Raw genomic sequence first — 16,887 nt, forward strand, 5'->3', positions numbered from 1 at the left:
TCCATATGCTATGCCGATGGACATGAGCAGCAAGACGACCCTCCAGAAACTCGCGGTGCTGGCCGATGCCGCCAAATATGATGCCTCCTGTGCCTCGTCGGGGACGGTGAAGCGCGATTCTGTGGGCACCAAGGGCATCGGGTCGACCGAGGGCATGGGCATTTGTCACAGCTATGCGCCCGACGGCCGCTGCATCTCGCTGCTGAAGATCCTGCTCACCAATTTCTGCGTCTATGACTGCCGCTTCTGCATCAACCGTGCGTCGAGCAATGTCGAGCGCGCGCGATTTTCGCCGCAGGAAGTCGTCACGCTGACGCTCGATTTCTACAAGCGCAATTATATCGAGGGGCTGTTCCTCTCGTCGGGCATCATCCGGTCCGAGGATTATACGATGGAGCAGCTCGTCGAGGTCGCGCGCATCCTGCGCGAAGAGCATCGCTTCCAGGGCTATATCCATCTCAAGACGATCGCTGGCGCCGACCCCGCGCTGGTCGCGCTGGCGGGACTTTACGCCGACCGGCTGTCGACCAATGTCGAGCTACCGACCGAGGCGGGGCTCGAGAGCTTCGCACCCGAAAAGAAGCCGGCGACGATCCGCAAGACGATGGCATCGGTGCGCGTCGGCGCCGAGGATGCGCTGGAGGCCGCGAAGAGCCGGCTGATCGGCAAGGCCAAGCCGCCGCGCTTCGCACCCGCAGGGCAATCGACGCAGATGATCGTCGGCGCCGACGCGGCGCGCGACGACGACATCCTCGCGACCGCAGACAATCTCTATTCGGGTTATCACCTCCGCCGCGTCTATTATTCGGCATACAGCCCGATCCCCGACGCGAGCAGCGCGCTGCCGCCGGTACGGCCGCCGCTGATGCGCGAGCATCGGCTATATCAGGCCGACTGGCTGCTGCGCTTCTATGGCTTTGCGCGGAGCGAGATCATGGAGGGGGCGAGCGGGGGCATGCTCGACCTCGCGATCGATCCCAAGCTCGCCTGGGCGCTGATGAAGCGCGATATCTTTCCCGTCGATATCAACCGTGCGCCGCGCGAATTGCTGCTCCGCGTACCCGGGCTGGGCACGCGCGCGGTCGACCGGATCGTCGCGGTGCGGCGGACGGGGGCGCTGCGGCTCGGCGACCTCGCCAAGCTGACGGCGTCGGTGAAGAAGATCCTGCCCTTCATCGTCACCCCCGACTGGCGGCCGGGCAAGCTCACCGACAGCGCCGACCTGCGCGCGCGCTTCGCGCCGCCGGCCGAGCAGCTGGCACTCGCGCTGTGAGGCCCGTTCCGTGAAAGAGGTCGTGCTCGAACGGCCCGGCGATTTTGCCGAATGGCGCGGCGTGGCGCGGGCGCTGCTTGCGGGCGGGGTGGCGCCCGAGGATGTGAGCTGGCGCGGGGCGGAAGAAGGCGCGTCGCTGTTCGGCGACGAGGCGCCGGCCGCATCGGCGGGCGCGGTGACGCTGCCGCGCGAATTGCTGGCGATGGCCGACCGGGTGATCTGTCATCGCGGCGCCGAGGTGCCGGCGCGCCTCTATCGTCTCGTCTGGCGGGCGGCGCGCGAGCGGCAGTTGCTCGCGCGGACGACCGACGCCGATGTCGACTGGTTGCGCAAGACCGACAAGATGATCCGCCGCGACATTCACAAGATGCATGCGTTCGTGCGCTTCCGTCGATTGGGCGAGGGTGAAGGCCGCGAGCGGTTCGCGGCGTGGTTCGAACCCGATCACCGGATATTGCGGCTGACCGCGCCCTTCTTCCAGCGGCGCTTCTATGGGATGGACTGGGCGATCGTCACGCCCGACGCGCGCGCGATCTGGCAGGACGAGGTGCTGACCCTGGGCCCCGGCGGGACGCGCGGCGAGGTGCCCGACAGCGATGTCGTCGAGGATCAGTGGCGCACCTATTATGGCGCGATCTTCAACCCCGCGCGGGTCAAGATCGACGCGATGCGCGCCGAGATGCCGAAGAAATATTGGCACAATTTGCCCGAGGCACAGGAGATCGCGCCGCTGCTCGCGGGGGCCGGGGCGCGGGTGGAACGGATGCGCGAAGCGGCCGTTTCGGCTGCGAACCCGCGAACGGAGAAATGGCGCACGCGCGTGGCCGACGACCTGCTTCTCGACGATGAGCTGACCTCGCTCGACGCGGTGGCGCGCGCGGTGGGCGGCTGCACGCGCTGCCCGCTCCACTGCAACGCGACGCAGGCGGTGGCGGGCGAGGGGCCGGTGGCGGCGAGGATCATGGTCGTCGGCGAACAGCCGGGCGATCAGGAGGATCTGCAGGGCCGGCCCTTCGTCGGCCCGGCGGGGCAGGTGCTGAACGAGGCGATGGGCGAGGCGGGGCTCGACCGGCGGCGGATGTTCCTCACCAACGCGGTCAAGCATTTCAAGTTCGAGCCGCGCGGCAAGCGGCGGTTGCACCAGAATCCGACGAGCGGCGAGATCGACATGTGCCGCTGGTGGCTCGACAAGGAGCGCGCGCTGGTGCAGCCCGAGCTGATCGTCACGCTCGGCGCGAGCGCGCTGCGCGGGGTGACGGGCAAGAGCGCGAGCATCAAGTCGATGCGCGGGCAGGTGCACGAACTGGCGGGGGGCACGAAACTGGTCGCGACGATCCACCCCTCCTTCCTGCTGCGCCTGCCCGACCGCGACCGCGCGGCCGAAGAGCGCGCGGCGTTCGTCGCCGACCTCGCCTGGGCGCGGAGCCTCGCCGCCTGATGGCGAAGACCAAGACCTGGATCGAGCCGCATCCGCACGGCATCCATGTGAAGCCCGCCGATGTGTGGATCGACCCCTCGCGCCCCGTCGCGCGCGCCGCCGTCACCCACGGCCACGCCGACCATGCGCGCAGCGGTCATGCGTCGGTCTATGCGACGCCCGAGACGCTGGCGATCATGGCGCTGCGCTATGGCGTCGATGCCGAGGCGAGCCATAATGCCGCCTTTCCCTATGGTGAGGGTTTCGAGCGCGGCGGGGTGCGCTTCAGCTTTCATCCCGCCGGCCATGTGCTGGGCAGCGCGCAGATATTGATGGAGTATCAGGGCGAACGGATCGTCGTCACCGGCGACTACAAGCGCCGCGCCGACCCGACCTGCGCGCGGTTCGAAGTCGTGCCGTGCGACATCTTCGTGACTGAGGCCACTTTTGGTTTGCCGGTGTTCCGCCATCCGCCGACGTCGGACGAGATCGCCAAACTGATCGGCGCGGTGCGCGCCGAACCCGATCGCAGCGTGCTCGTCGGCGCCTATGCGCTCGGCAAGGCGCAACGGGTGATCGCCGAACTGCGCGGCGCCGGGTGGACGGCACCGATCTTCATCCACGGCGCGCTCGAAAAGATGTGCAACCTCTATGGCGTGCACGGCATCGATCTCGGCGAGTTGCGGTTGGTGAGCGACACCGACAAGGCCGAGATGGCGGGGCAGATCATCGTCGCGCCGCCGTCGGCGCTGAACGACCGCTGGTCGCGGCGGCTGCCCGATCCGGTGACGGCGATGGCGTCGGGCTGGATGCGCGTGCGCCAGCGCGCGCGGCAGCGCATGGTCGAACTGCCGCTCGTCATCTCGGACCATGCCGACTGGGACGAACTCACCGCGACGATCGCCGAGGTCAATCCGAAGGAGACGTGGATCACACATGGCAGCGAAGACGGCCTGCTGCGCTGGTGCGAATTGCATCAGCGCAAGGCACGCGCGCTGCACCTCGTCGGCCGCGATCTGGAGGAAGAGGCGTGAAGCGCTTCGCGGCCCTGATCGACCGGCTGATCTACACGCGCTCGCGCAATTCGAAGCTCGCGCTGATCGTCGATTATCTGCGGCATACGCCCGATCCCGATCGCGGCTGGGCGATCGCGGCGCTGACCGAAAGCCTCGACTTTCCGGCGGTGAAGGCGGGGACGGTGCGCGCGTTGCTCGCGACGCGGGTCGACGAGGAATTGTTCCGCCTGTCGCGGCACTTCGTCGGCGATACGGCCGAGACCGGGGCGCTGCTGTGGCCCGATGCGCCGGGGGCGAAAGACGATCCCAGCGTGAGCCAGGCGGTCGATGCGCTCGCGTCAGCAACCCGCAGCGATGCGCCCGCGGTCGTCGCAGGGCTGCTTGACCGGCTCGATGCCGACGGGCGCTATGCGTTGCTCAAACTGGCACTGGGGGGCATGCGCGTCGGCGTGTCGGCGCGGCTGGCGAAACAGGCGTTTGCGCAGGCGTTCGACGTCCCGGTCGATGACGTCGAGGAGCTGTGGCACGCGATCGCGCCGCCCTATGCGCCGCTCTTCGCATGGGGCGAGGGGCGGGCGGAGCGGCCCGACCTTGCCGACGTCGCCTTCTTCCGCCCATTCATGCTCGCGCATCCGCTCGAGGAGGAGAGCGTCGACCTCGCCGATTATGCCGCCGAGTGGAAATGGGACGGCATCCGCGTCCAGATCGTGCGCGGTGGAAGCGAAACGCGCATCTACAGCCGCGGCGGCGAGGAGATCAGCACCGCCTTCCCCGAACTGGTCGCGGCCTTCGACCAGGATGCGGTGATCGACGGCGAACTGCTCGTGCGCGGCGACGCGCAGGGCGGTGAGGCGGCAAGCTTCAACGCGCTCCAGCAGCGATTGGGCCGCAAGACCGTGTCGAAGAAGATGCTCGCCGATTATCCGGCCTTCGTGCGCGTCTATGATTTGCTCGGCGTCGATGGCGAGGATTTGCGCGCGCTGCCGTGGGAAGCGCGGCGGGCGAAGCTCGAAGCCTTTATGCCGCGCCTCGCCGCCAGCCATTTCGACCTGTCGCAGGTCATCGACGCGAGGGATTTCGAAGACCTCGCCGAACGCCGCGCGGGCGCGCGCGATGCGGCGATCGAGGGGGTGATGCTCAAGCGGCGCGATGCCCCTTATGTGGCGGGCCGCCGCGCCGGGCTGTGGTATAAATGGAAGCGCGACCCGCTCACCGCCGATTGCGTGATGATGTACGCGCAGCGCGGCAACGGCCGCCGTGCGAGCTTCTATTCGGACTATACTTTCGGTTGCTGGTCGGACGGCGGCGAACTGCTCCCGGTGGGCAAGGCCTATTCGGGTTTCACCGACGAGGAGCTGAAATGGCTCGACAAGTTCGTCCGCGACCACACGCTGAACCGCTTCGGCCCGGTGCGCGAGGTCGAGAAGTCGCTCGTGCTCGAGGTCGCCTTCGATTCGATCCATGCGTCGAAGCGCCACAAGTCGGGGCTGGCGATGCGCTTCCCGCGCATTTCGCGCATCCGCCGCGACAAACCCGCCGAGGAGGCCGACCGCATCGTGACGTTGCTGGCGATGGCGACGTAGGCGCGAAATTTTGCCCGCGAAACCTTGCAACCGCGCTGCGCCATCCCGAGTTAGGAACCCCAAAAGCTCCCCGATAAAAAAGGAAGACTGCCATGACGATCGCTCTCACCGTCCTGCCCTATGCCGAAAATGCGCTCGAACCGCATATCTCGGCCGAAACGCTGCAGACGCACCATGGCAAGCATCACAAGACCTATGTCGACAAGCTCAACGCCGCGATCGAGGGTACCGAACTCGCCGACAAGAGCCTCGAGGAAATCATCCATCACGCCGAAGGGTCGGGCAACAAGGGCATGTTCAACAACGCGGCCCAGTCGTGGAACCACGGTTTCTACTGGAACAGCCTGAGCCCCGACGCGACCGCGCCTGCCGGCGACCTCGCCGCCGCGATCGATCGCGATTTCGGCTCGCTCGACGAGCTCAAGAAGAAGCTGAAAGAGACCGCGATCAACCATTTCGCGTCGGGCTGGGCCTGGCTCGTCTCGCGCGACGGCACGCTGTCGGTCACCGACACGCATGACGCGGGGACCGAACTGGTCGCGGGCATCAAGCCGCTGCTCGTCGTCGATGTGTGGGAGCATGCCTATTATATCGACCGCAAGAATGTGCGTCCCGACTATGTCAACGCGACGGTCGACAATCTGCTCAACTGGGATTTCGCCGCCGAGAATTTCGCGCGTGAAGGCACCTGGACCTATCCGGGCTGATTTCGGCGGGGCGGGCCATCGGTCCGCCCCGTCCCCCCTTTCCCAAATGACCCCGAAGGGCTAGAGCGCGTCCGCCGGCCAGATTTCGGGGGACCATGCAGTATCGCAACGACATCGCCGGACTGCGTGCGCTTGCCGTCCTGCCGATCCTCCTCGTCCACGCCGGACTGACCGCGATCCCTGGCGGCTTCGTCGGGGTCGACATCTTCTTCGTCATCTCGGGCTATCTGATCAGCCGCATCATCCTGAAGGAGATGGACGGCGATCGCTTCACGCTGACCGGTTTCTATCGCCGCCGCGCGCTGCGCATATTGCCCGCGCTGCTCGTGATGCTCGCCGTCGTGCTCGCGGTCGGCTGGTGGCGATTGTTCCCGCAGGACATGCGCGACCTGTCGTGGAGCGCCGCGGCGACCGCGCTGTCGGGATCGAACATCTGGTTCTGGCGCACGGTCAATTATTTCGGCGACGCCGAACTCACCCCCTTGCTGCATACCTGGTCGCTGGGGGTCGAGGAGCAATTCTATATCTTCTACCCGTTGCTGCTGATCGCGCTGCGCCGCTGGCTGCCGCGCCATATCGTCGCGGCGCTGTGGGTGATCGCCGCCGCCTCGCTGGCGATCGGTTACGGGCTGATCCATATCAACAAGGCGGCGGCGAGCTTTTACCTGCTGCCGTCGCGGGCGTGGGAACTCGCGCTCGGCGGGCTGGTCGCGACGGGCGGTCTTCCGAAGCTCGGCGAACGCGCGAAGCCGGTGGCGGCCTGGCTCGGCCTTGCGATGGTGGTCGCATCGCTGTTCGTGATCGAGGAAGGGATGGCCTTTCCGGTGCCCTGGGCGCTGTTGCCGTGCGTCGGCACTGCGCTACTCATCGCCTATGGCGAGGCGGGCGGTACCGCGAAATTGCTGTCGCTCGCGCCGATGCGCTTTGTCGGCGATATCAGTTACTCGCTCTATCTGTGGCACTGGCCGGTGATGGCCTTCTGGCGCTTCGAGCGCGGGCTGAGGCTCGACGCGGGCGAAATGGCCGCGACGATCGCGATCTCCTTCGCGCTCGCGATCCTCAGCTATCGGTTGATCGAGCAGCCCTTCCTCCGGCGCGGCAAGGCGTGGGCGACCCCGCGCGTGTTGTGGGGCGCGGTCGCCGCGATGCTGCTCGTCGCGGGTGTGGCGAGCTTGCTGGCCGTGCAGGCAAGCACGAAGCGGATCGCCAATCCAGAGGTCGAACGGCTGCTGGCGTATCTCGATTATGGCGACAGCGACGATGCGGATTTTCAGTTCGAACGCGGCGTCTGCATGGCCGATAATGCCAAGCCATTTTTCGATCCCGGCCTGTGCGCGACGCGACGAGCGGACCGACCGAACATCCTCGTCATGGGGGACAGTCATGCGGCCCACATCGCCCAAGCGATGGCCGAACGACTGACAGATGCAAATGTTCTGCGGCTCACGGCGTCGGGGTGCGATCCGGTCTGGCCTGTCGAGGGTGATCCCCGCTGTACCAATGTGATGGCGATTGGTTTCGAAGGCCGCACACCCGGTGAAGGGCCCGTGTCGCGAGTGATTCTTTCGGCCCGTTGGCGCTTGGTGCGTCTTCCCGGCCTGGTGCGTGCGATCGAGTTGTTCCGCGATCAGGACATTCCCGTCACGGTCTTGGGGCCGGCGGTCGAATATGAGGAGCCCTTGCCGCGTCTTCTAGCGCGCCTGACCATGCGAGGCGGGGTTGATCTCGCGGGCAAAAGCCGACGCCTGGATCTGATTGCCGTCGACGATGCAATGCGAAAGGCGGTCGTTGCTGCCGGGGGCACTTATGTTTCGATGCAGGATCTTGAGTGCCCCGGCGGCGTCTGCCCCCTCTTCGCCTCCGACGGTTCGCCTTTCCATTTTGACTATGGGCATTATACATTGGGCGCGTCGCGCGACCTGGCGGCGAAGCTCCCCATCGAAGCGATTAGCCCGGCCAAGCCATGACCATCAGCCTGTTCGAATTGTTCAAGATCGGCGTCGGACCGTCGAGTTCGCACACCGTCGGCCCGATGGTCGCGGCGCGGCGCTTTACGGTGTGGCTTGACGAGGCGGGGCTGCTGACGAAAGCGGCGCATGTCGAGGCCGATCTCTATGGTTCGCTCGCGCTGACGGGGAAGGGGCATGCCGCCGATACCGCGGTGGTCGCGGGGCTTGCGGGCGAGATTCCCGCCTCGACCAGTCTGGCGGCGATCAAGGCGCATTGGGACCGGGCGGAGGGCGAGGGCTTTCTCTATCTGCTCGGCCGCCAGCGCGTGCGCTTCCAACCCGCGCGCGACCTGCATTTCCAGATGCGCCAGCGCCAGCCGTTTCACAGCAACGCGCTCTCCTTCACCGCGCGTGACGGCGATGGCGAGATCCTCGCCAAGCGCATGTATTTCTCGATCGGCGGCGGCTTTGTCGTCGACGAGGATGAGGCGGGGCGCAACAGTCGCGGGGCGGAGGACGAGGTCGAATTGCCCTATCCCTTCACCTCGGGCGCCGACCTGATCGCGATGGGCAAGGCGTCGGGACTCAGCTTTGCCGAAATGATGTTCGCCAACGAAGTGCGTCACCGCCCGCCGAACGAGGTGACGGCGGGTATCGATGCGATCGCCGAGGCGATGGATGCCTCGATCGATGCGGGCTGTTCGAGCACGGGCATTCTGCCCGGGGGGCTCAAGGTCAAGCGCCGCGCGCCGCAGATCGCCGACGACATCCGCAACCGCCACGAAACCAATTTGATCGACCCGCTCGCGATGATGGACTGGATCAACCTGTGGGCGATGGCGGTGAACGAGGAAAATGCGGCGGGCGGCAAGGTCGTCACCGCGCCGACCAACGGCGCGGCGGGGATCATCCCTGCGGTGATCCGCTTCTACCGCCGCGGCTATCGCGGCGACGCCGCCGGGGTGCGCACCTTCCTGCTTGCCGCGGGCGCGGTCGGCGCGCTCTACAAGCGCAACGCCAGCATCTCGGGCGCCGAGGTCGGCTGCCAGGGCGAGGTCGGCGTGGCCTGCTCGATGGCGGCGGCAGGGCTGACCGCGGCGCTCGGCGGCACCAACGCGCAGGTCGAGAATGCCGCCGAGATCGGCATGGAGCATAACCTCGGCCTCACTTGTGATCCGATCGGCGGGCTGGTGCAGATCCCGTGCATCGAACGCAACGCGATGGGCGCGATCAAAGCGATCGACGCGAGCCGCATCGCGATGATCGGCGACGGCACCCATGTCGTCAGCCTCGACACGGTGATCGTCACGATGCTGCAGACCGGGCGGGATATGCGGGATAAGTATAAGGAAACGTCGAAGGGCGGGCTGGCGGTTAGCGTGGTGGAGTGTTGAGGGGCACGCAGAAATCTGGTGAATACACTCTAGGGAGAATCAAATGGAAAAATTGGATCGTAGCTCATCACTGCCGGAGCAAATGCAGGGTCATTGGACTGACCTAGATGATCCAAGTTCCGAGTTGGTTATTGCAGGAGGTGAAGTCGCCTGCTTTGGTCAAACGGTTGATTACGACTACAAGTTGATCGGAAATGAAGACGGAGCCGTCACCGTAAGCCTCAAGATCAACGATGCTGCAAACGAAGACGATTTTCAACGCTCCAATGTGACGGAACTTGTTGTGACACCTGAAGGCGAGTTCCACGCATATAACACTCGGTTTGCGAGCCAGTTTGTCAGAAAAGAAGCCTGACAAATCTGATGGGTGAACTTCTGCGCTCGGGCTGAGTTCCGGAGCATACTCTACGACGCCTCACTCCGTCGCAACGCCCCCGGCAACTCATCGCGCAATTTGTCGATCAGCAGCCGCACCTTCGGCAGCAAATGCCGCCGCTGCGGATAGACCGCCCAGATCGGCTCCTCCTGCGGGCGCAGCGGGTCGAGGAGCGAGACGAGGGCGCCGCTTTGCAAATGCGGCATCACGTAGAAATCGGGAAGCTGGCAGACGCCATGGCCCGCGAGGGCGGCTTCGGTGACCGCGGTGCCGCTGTTGCAGCGCCAGCGGCCGGCGGGGCGGTGGGTCACATCCTTGCCCTGCGCGCGGAAATGCCAGGCGGGGGCGGTGCCGAGCAGGCATTCGTGGCGCACGAGATCGTCTATCGATTGGGGTGTGCCGGCGCGCGCGAGATAGGCGGGGGCGGCGCAGAGATGAAGGCTGCGCGAGGCGATGCGCGTCGCGACCAGCCCTGAATCGGGCAAGGTGCCGGTGCGGATCGCGAGGTCGAAACCCTCGGCGAGCAGGTCGACGACGCGGTTGGTGAGTTCGAGCGTCACCGTGACGTCGGGGAAGGCGAAGGCGTAATCGCGCGCGATCTGCGCGACGAAGCGCTCGCCCATCGCGATCGAGCAGGTCATCCGCACCTCGCCGCGCGGCGCGCCGTCGTCGCCGACCGCCGCCAGCGCATCGTTGCGCGCCGAGATCAGCGTGCGGAACTGTTCGATCAACGTGCGCCCCGCCGGGGTCGGGACGACACGCCGCGTCGTGCGCACGAACACCTGCGCGCCGATGCGATTCTCGAGCGCGATCACCGCGCGGCTGATATGCGAGGTCGAGGTGCCGAGCCGCGCCGCTGCCGCGACGAAGCTGCCCGCGTCGGCGATCGCGACGACTTCCTCGATGCCGTCCCAGCTCATTGTCCCTCCTCTGCAACAATATATTGCCGATTGGCCCCTTTATCGCGCTTTGGATCGGTGTACAGCGGGCGCAACCTTTTTCCGTGAGGAGCATCCCCATGAAGACCCGCGCCGCCGTTGCGTTCGAAGCGAAGAAGCCGCTCGAAATCGTCGAACTCGACCTCGAAGGCCCGAAGGCGGGTGAGGTGCTGGTCGAGATCATGGCGACGGGCATCTGCCACACCGACGCCTATACGCTCGATGGTTTCGACAGCGAGGGCATCTTTCCGAGCGTGCTGGGGCATGAGGGCGCAGGGATCGTGCGCGAGGTCGGCGCGGGCGTGACGAGCGTCGTCCCCGGCGACCATGTGATCCCGCTCTACACCCCCGAATGCCGCCAGTGCAAAAGCTGCCTTTCGGGCAAGACCAACCTCTGCACCGCGATCCGCGCGACGCAGGGCAAGGGGCTGATGCCCGACGGCACGACCCGCTTTTCATACAAGGGCCAGCCGATCTTCCATTATATGGGCTGCTCGACCTTCTCGAACTTCACCGTGCTGCCCGAGATTGCGGTCGCCAAAATCCGCGAGGACGCGCCTTTCCAGTCGAGCTGCTATATCGGCTGCGGCGTGACGACGGGCGTCGGCGCGGTGATCAACACCGCCAAGGTGCAGGTCGGCGACAATGTCGTCGTCTTCGGGCTCGGCGGCATTGGGCTGAACGTGATCCAGGGCGCGCGGCTTGCCGGCGCGAACCAGATCATCGGCGTCGACATCAACCCCGACCGCGAAGAATGGGGCCGCAAGTTCGGCATGACCGAGTTCCTCAATTCGAAGGGCATGAGCCGCGAGGATGTCGTCGCGGCGATCGTCGCGATGACCGACGGCGGCGCCGACTATACGTTCGACGCGACGGGCAATACCGAGGTGATGCGCGTCGCATTGGAAGCGTGCCACCGCGGCTGGGGCACCTCGATCATCATCGGCGTTGCCGAGGCGGGCAAGGAAATCGCGACGCGCCCCTTCCAGCTCGTCACCGGGCGCAACTGGCGCGGAACGGCCTTCGGCGGGGCCAAGGGCCGCACCGACGTGCCGAAGATCGTCGACATGTATATGACCGGCAAGATCGAGATCGACCCGATGATCACCCATGTCATGGGGCTGGAAGAGATCAACAAGGGCTTCGACCTGATGCATGCGGGCGAGAGCATTCGCAGCGTCGTGGTTTATTGACGAACTCCATATTCCCCTTATCGGCGTCATTGCGAGCGGAGCGAAGCAATCCAGAGCGTGCGTAAACCGCCCCTGGATTGCTTCGCTCCGCTCGCAATGACGAGATTTGGGGAGCATGTAATTTGACCGGACCCTATGTCCTGACCTTCAGCTGCGGCGACGCGGTCGGCATTGTGGCCGCCGTCACCGGGCTGCTTGCCGATAACGACGGCTTCATCCTCGACAGCCAGCAATATGCCGACCTCGACAGCAGCCGCTTTTTCATGCGCGTAGAATTTCGCGGCGAAGGCTCGCGCTTTCCCGAGGGGCTGGAAGGCGTTCAGGCGGCGTTCGCGCCGATCGTCGAGCGATTTCAGATGGACGCGCGGATCAGCGACCGCGCCGCGAAGCCCCGCTTCGTCATCGCGGTGTCGCAGGGCAGCCATTGCCTCAACGACCTGCTCCACCGCTGGTCGACGGGCAATCTCGCGATCGACATCGTCGGGGTGGTGTCGAACCATGAGGCGCAGCGGCGCCTGTCCGAATGGCATGGCGTTCCCTTCCACTACCTGCCCGTCGGCGACGCGAACCGCGCCGAACAGGAGCAGGCGATCCTCGACGTGATGGCGCGCGGCGGCGCCGAATATCTGGTGCTTGCGCGCTATATGCAGATCTTGTCGGGCGAGTTGTCGGCGCAGCTATCGGGGCGCTGCATCAACATCCACCACAGCTTCCTGCCGGGCTTCAAGGGCGCCAAACCCTATCACCGCGCGCACGAGCGCGGGGTCAAGCTGATCGGCGCGACCGCGCATTTCGTCACCGGCGACCTCGACGAGGGGCCGATCATCGAACAGGCGGTCGAGCGCGTCGACCACCGCGACGGGGTCGACGACCTGATCCGCATCGGCCGCGATGTCGAGGCGCAGGTGCTGGCGCGCGGGGTGCGCTGGGTCGCCGAGCAGCGCGTGCTGATCGACGGGCGCAAGACAGTGGTATTCCGCTGACAATGCGGGCAGCATATCGGTCTTGAGTCGCAACGGATAAACGGGACTTCACGCGATGACCGAAAGATTTTTGCTGGCGGCGCTTGCCGCCGCGGTGGCGATACCGGCCATCGCCGCCGAAAAGCTCGACGCCGGGCCCAGGCCCGAAACCAGCTATGTCACCACCGCCCATGCGGCGCAGCGCTTCGAATCGAAGGACGGGCGCGTCGCGGTGCAGCAGGACAATGTCGTCACGCTGAGCTGCGCGAAGTGCAAGACGCCGCGCCAGCTGCCCGGCATGGTCTATCACGCCTATAACAATAGCAAGAAGCCGGTGTGCTTCATGCTCGACATGGCGCCCGAGGAGGCGCGCGGCGACCGGCTGGTCGAATGGGGCGCGAACCGCGCGCATTATCTGAAACCCGGCGACTGGTATTACAAGATCGCCGGGCTGACCCAGTCGATGGGCAATGTCGACAGCGCGAACCTCGCCTGGCGCGGCGGCATCCGGGTGTGGGACCCGGTCGGCGCCAACAGCTGCGCGGCGCCGCCGCGCTGACACGAAATCAACCAAAGGAGAGAGCGATGTACAGTCACAATATGGTCGGGTCGAACGACCTGGCCGCGGCGAAGAAATTCTATGACGCGACCTTCCAGGCGATCGGCGGCAAGCCGGGGATCCAGGACGACAAGGGCCGCCTGATCTATATGCACAATGGCGGGCTGTTCCTCGTCGGGTCGCCGATCGACGGCGAGCCCGCGACCGTGGGTAACGGCTGCACCATCGGCTTTGCGATGGAAGGCCCCGAGCAGGCCAAGGCCTGGCACGACGCCGGCGTCGCCAATGGCGGCACCTCGATCGAAGACCCGCCGGGCGTGCGCGAAGGCGGCTTTGGCGCGCTCTATCTCGCCTATCTGCGCGATCCGTCGGGCAACAAGCTCTGCGCGCTGCACCGCGTCGTCTGAGGAAGAATCGTGCGGGGTGAAGCGGGTTTGCTGGCGGATCTGGATGCGCTCGCCATCCCCTTCGCCTCGTTCGAGCATGTCGCGGTGTTCACCGTCGCCGAGAGCGATGCGGTCAATGTCGCGATCCCGGGGGCGCACACCAAGAACCTGTTCCTGAAGGATAATGGTGGTGCGTTCTGGCTGGTCACCGTTCCGGGCGATGCGCGCGTCGACCTGAAGGCCTTGCCCGCCGCGATCGGCAGCAAGCGCGTGAGTTTCGGCAAGGCCGAGGATATGGAACGGCTGCTCGGCATCGCGCCGGGGTCGGTAACCCCGCTCGCCGCGATCAACGCGGCGCCGGGCAGCATCACCGTGGTGATCGACGCCGGGCTGGCGGCGGCCGAGACGGTCAACGTCCACCCGCTGCGCAACACCGGCACGCTCGGGCTGGCGGGGGCGGCGGTCCTCGACCTGCTTCGTCATTGGGGGCACGCGCCGCAGGTCGCGGCGATCCCGATCCAGCCGGCATAGCAAAGGCCGCCGAAGCGTGAGGCTTCGGCGGCCTGCTTTGCCGGGTGATCCGGCGGGACCCTTACAGCTGGGGTTCGGACTTGGGCTCTTCCTTGGGAGCGGGCTTGTCGCCGGGCGCGGGCTCCTCGTCGGGGGTCGGAGCCGGCGCGGGTTCGGCGGTCGGCTCTTCGCTGGGCGCGGGTGCCGGTGCGGGTTCTTCGGCCGGCGGCGGAGCATCGGGCTCCTGCGCAACGGCGAGCGGCGCGATGAAGAAGCTCGCCGTCGCGGCGGCCATGATCGAAATCTTACGCATAAATTCCCCTATGCTGGAACGTTGGACGGGGCCGAACAGACGACCCGCAAGACACCGCCCCCAGCGTCTGTCGCGAGGGCAGCATAGGGCAAAGCCTTGGCGTGATTGGAAAGTTCCCGCGATCCGCGGCGTGGGCCCGGTTGCGGGACGAACCCCATGCGGGGCGGGATGAAGCGAGTGGGTTCGCGGCAACCGCGCCGCCGCGAACCGGTCAGGCGGCCGCCATCGCCATCCACATCGCGCCGATCAGGCCGAAGGAGCGCGGGTCGCCGGTGAGGCCGCTGTTCATCTTGTTCATCACGTAGCTGAAGGTCGCGCGGGCATCCATGTCGATGATGATCAGCGAGCCGCCATAGCCGCCCCAATAGATGGTGTTGGGGTTGGGCAGCGGGACGAGTTCGCTCGGCAGGCCGAAGCCCATGCCATAGCGGATGGGGATGCCGAGGATCATGTCGGTGCCCGCGCTCTGCAGTTCGAGCGCCTTGCGGCAGCCGGCTTCGGACAGCAGGCGCTTGCCCTTGGCGACGCCGCCATTGGCGAGCAGGGCATGGATTTCGGCGACGCTGCGCGCATTGCCGGTGCCGCCCGCCGCGGGGATTTCGGCGCCGCGCCAGCCGCGCGTGCGCGTCGCCGACACATCGACGCCGGGGTTGGTGAAGGTCTTGCGCTGGACGTCGGTCGCGAAGCTGCTGATGCCGTCGGGCGGCGGGATCAGGTCGGCGACACGGTGGTCTTCGGAAGCGGGCAGGCCGATGTGGAAATCGGCGCCGAGCGGCTCGGCGATCTCCTCGCGGAACACCGTGCCGAGCGATTTGCCGGTGATGCGGCGCACGACCTCGCCGACCAGATAGCCCTGGGTGATCGCATGATAGCCCGGCGCGCTGCCCGGCTGCCACCACGGCGCCTGCGCCGCGAGCAGCGCGGTGACCTTGTCCCAGTCATAAAGGTCGTCATGCGCGATCGGCACTTCCCAGCCCGAGAGGCCGGCGCTGTGGCTCATAAGCTGCGCCACCGTGACCTCGGCCTTGCCGTTGGCGGCGAATTCGGGCCAGTAGCGCGCGACGGGGGCGGCGAAATCGAGATCGCCGCGGTCGGCGACGAGCAGCGCGGTGAGCGCGGTCATCGTCTTGGTCGTCGAATAGACGTTGACGATCGTGTCGGCCTCCCACGCCCGCGTCCGGGCTTCGTCGGCATGGCCGCCCCACAGGTCGACGACGGTCTCGCCCTCGATCGTCGCGCAAAAGGACAGGCCGATATCGGCGCCGCTCGCGAGGTTCGCCGCCATGCCCAGGCGGACGGCGGCGAAACGGTCCTGACAAATTCCGTGGATATTATTGCCGAGCACGCAGCCCTCCCTTTTGAATTTTCCGCGAGCATGAACTAGCGTCATGAAAACACAAGCAGGACGAAATGATGCCGATCGAAACCCTCTCCACCACCCGCAGCCATGGCGGCACGCAGGGCGTGTACAAGCATGCCAGCACGACGACCGGGACCGACATGACCTTTGCGGTGTTCGTGCCCGATCATGAAAGGGGCGCGAAACTGCCCGTGCTCTGGTATCTGTCGGGGCTGACCTGCACCCATGCCAATGTGATGGAAAAGGGCGAGTATCGCGCCGCCTGCGCCGAGCATGGCGTGATCTTCATCGCGCCCGACACCAGCCCGCGCGGCCCCGATGCGAACGGAGACGCGGTGCCCGACGATCCCGAGGGGGCGTGGGACTTTGGCCTCGGCGCGGGCTTCTATGTCGATGCGACCCGGGAACCCTGGGCGAAGCATTACCGGATGCGCTCGTACATCGAGGATGAATTGCCGTCGCTGGTGCTGCGAAATTTCCCGACCGCCGACCTGTCGCGGCAGGCGATCACCGGCCATTCGATGGGCGGCCATGGCGCGCTGACGATCGGGCTGCGCAACCAGGACCGCTTTCTTTCGGTGTCGGCCTTTTCGCCGATCGTCGCGCCGCTGCAATGCCCGTGGGGCGAAAAGGCGCTGTCGAACTATCTCGGCGACGAGCGCGAGGATTGGCACGCCTATGACGCCTGCGCGCTGCTCGACCAGGGGCTGCGCGTCCCCGACCTGCTCGTCGATCAGGGCGAGGCGGACAATTTTCTCGCCGAGCAATTGAAGACCGAATTGCTCGTCGATGCGTGCGAACGCAACGGGCAGAAGGCCGAGATCCGGATGCAGCCGGGGTATGACCACAGCTATTATTTCATTTCGAGCTTTCTGGCCGAGCATGTCGCTTGGCACGCGGAGCGGTTGAAAGCCTGATTGCTCCCCTCCCGCAGGCGGGAGGGGTTGGGGG

General features: G+C 66.2%; 17 protein-coding genes. 14 read left to right on the plus strand and 3 right to left on the minus strand.

Features of this window, described 5'->3' with window-relative positions; translation table 11 throughout:
• Window positions 1–22: 22 nt before the first annotated feature.
• The 8 genes from B1A78_RS09550 to B1A78_RS09585 all read left to right on the plus strand — a co-directional run bounded on the left by B1A78_RS09550 (window position 23) and on the right by B1A78_RS09585 (window position 9,694).
• Complete coding sequence (locus B1A78_RS09550) at window positions 23–1,273, plus strand: putative DNA modification/repair radical SAM protein (protein ID WP_077146755.1); 1,251 nt, start codon at window positions 23–25, stop codon at window positions 1,271–1,273.
• Window positions 1,274–1,283: 10 nt separating this feature from the next.
• Window positions 1,284–2,711, plus strand: a complete 1,428-nt coding sequence (locus tag B1A78_RS09555) for a UdgX family uracil-DNA binding protein (RefSeq protein WP_077146739.1) — start codon at window positions 1,284–1,286, stop codon at window positions 2,709–2,711.
• Window positions 2,711–3,724: a ligase-associated DNA damage response exonuclease gene (locus B1A78_RS09560; protein WP_077146740.1), complete on the plus strand. Its 1,014-nt coding sequence runs from the start codon at window positions 2,711–2,713 to the stop codon at window positions 3,722–3,724. The genes B1A78_RS09555 and B1A78_RS09560 overlap by 1 nt, the downstream gene beginning before the upstream one ends.
• Window positions 3,721–5,289, plus strand: a complete 1,569-nt coding sequence (locus B1A78_RS09565; RefSeq protein ID WP_077146741.1) for a cisplatin damage response ATP-dependent DNA ligase — start codon at window positions 3,721–3,723, stop codon at window positions 5,287–5,289. The genes B1A78_RS09560 and B1A78_RS09565 overlap by 4 nt, the downstream gene beginning before the upstream one ends.
• 92 nt (window positions 5,290–5,381) lie before the next feature.
• Window positions 5,382–5,996 (plus strand): superoxide dismutase, encoded by a 615-nt coding sequence (locus tag B1A78_RS09570; protein ID WP_077146742.1) that lies wholly within the window; start codon window positions 5,382–5,384, stop codon window positions 5,994–5,996.
• A gap of 95 nt (window positions 5,997–6,091) precedes the next feature.
• On the plus strand, window positions 6,092–7,963 hold the full coding sequence (locus B1A78_RS09575) for an acyltransferase family protein (RefSeq protein ID WP_077146743.1): 1,872 nt from the start codon (window positions 6,092–6,094) through the stop codon (window positions 7,961–7,963).
• The gene (locus B1A78_RS09580; RefSeq protein WP_077146744.1) at window positions 7,960–9,339 is read left to right on the plus strand and encodes an L-serine ammonia-lyase; all 1,380 of its coding nucleotides are present in this window, start codon (window positions 7,960–7,962) and stop codon (window positions 9,337–9,339) included. Before B1A78_RS09575 ends, B1A78_RS09580 begins: the two co-directional genes overlap by 4 nt.
• Before the next feature lie 43 nt (window positions 9,340–9,382).
• The gene (locus B1A78_RS09585) at window positions 9,383–9,694 is read left to right on the plus strand and encodes a hypothetical protein (protein WP_077146745.1); all 312 of its coding nucleotides are present in this window, start codon (window positions 9,383–9,385) and stop codon (window positions 9,692–9,694) included.
• 50 nt (window positions 9,695–9,744) lie between these two features.
• On the opposite strand, the gene B1A78_RS09590 is transcribed toward B1A78_RS09585, so the two are convergent.
• Window positions 9,745–10,635, minus strand: coding sequence for a LysR family transcriptional regulator (locus tag B1A78_RS09590; RefSeq protein WP_077146746.1), 891 nt, complete (start codon window positions 10,633–10,635; stop codon window positions 9,745–9,747).
• A gap of 98 nt (window positions 10,636–10,733) precedes the next feature.
• Here B1A78_RS09590 and B1A78_RS09595 point away from each other — a divergent pair, with 98 nt between their 5' ends.
• The 5 genes from B1A78_RS09595 to B1A78_RS09615 all read left to right on the plus strand — a co-directional run bounded on the left by B1A78_RS09595 (window position 10,734) and on the right by B1A78_RS09615 (window position 14,284).
• Window positions 10,734–11,846 (plus strand): S-(hydroxymethyl)glutathione dehydrogenase/class III alcohol dehydrogenase, encoded by a 1,113-nt coding sequence (locus tag B1A78_RS09595; protein ID WP_077146747.1) that lies wholly within the window; start codon window positions 10,734–10,736, stop codon window positions 11,844–11,846.
• A 122-nt stretch (window positions 11,847–11,968) separates the two neighbouring features.
• Entirely contained in the window at window positions 11,969–12,829 is an 861-nt protein-coding gene (gene purU, locus B1A78_RS09600) for a formyltetrahydrofolate deformylase (protein WP_179102019.1), read from the plus strand.
• Window positions 12,830–12,884: 55 nt separating this feature from the next.
• On the plus strand, window positions 12,885–13,367 hold the full coding sequence (locus B1A78_RS09605) for a hypothetical protein (protein WP_077146748.1): 483 nt from the start codon (window positions 12,885–12,887) through the stop codon (window positions 13,365–13,367).
• Window positions 13,368–13,393: 26 nt separating this feature from the next.
• Window positions 13,394–13,774 carry a VOC family protein gene (locus B1A78_RS09610; protein WP_077146749.1) on the plus strand — a complete coding sequence of 127 codons (381 nt, stop codon included), beginning with the start codon at window positions 13,394–13,396 and terminating at the stop codon, window positions 13,772–13,774.
• Between the two features lie 9 nt (window positions 13,775–13,783).
• Entirely contained in the window at window positions 13,784–14,284 is a 501-nt protein-coding gene (locus B1A78_RS09615) for a prolyl-tRNA synthetase associated domain-containing protein (protein WP_077146750.1), read from the plus strand.
• 61 nt (window positions 14,285–14,345) lie between these two features.
• On the opposite strand, the gene B1A78_RS22625 is transcribed toward B1A78_RS09615, so the two are convergent.
• Entirely contained in the window at window positions 14,346–14,576 is a 231-nt protein-coding gene (locus B1A78_RS22625; RefSeq protein ID WP_077146751.1) for a hypothetical protein, read from the minus strand.
• Window positions 14,577–14,787: 211 nt separating this feature from the next.
• Window positions 14,788–15,921: a serine hydrolase domain-containing protein gene (locus B1A78_RS09625; RefSeq protein ID WP_256837597.1), complete on the minus strand. Its 1,134-nt coding sequence runs from the start codon at window positions 15,919–15,921 to the stop codon at window positions 14,788–14,790.
• A 68-nt stretch (window positions 15,922–15,989) separates the two neighbouring features.
• Between B1A78_RS09625 and fghA the strand changes: the two genes are divergently transcribed.
• Window positions 15,990–16,853 (plus strand): S-formylglutathione hydrolase, encoded by an 864-nt coding sequence (fghA, locus tag B1A78_RS09630; RefSeq protein WP_077146757.1) that lies wholly within the window; start codon window positions 15,990–15,992, stop codon window positions 16,851–16,853.
• Window positions 16,854–16,887 lie beyond the last annotated feature (34 nt).

Origin of the sequence: Sphingopyxis sp. KK2, from assembly GCF_001990265.1 — a bacterium.
Taxonomy (GTDB): domain Bacteria; phylum Pseudomonadota; class Alphaproteobacteria; order Sphingomonadales; family Sphingomonadaceae; genus Sphingopyxis.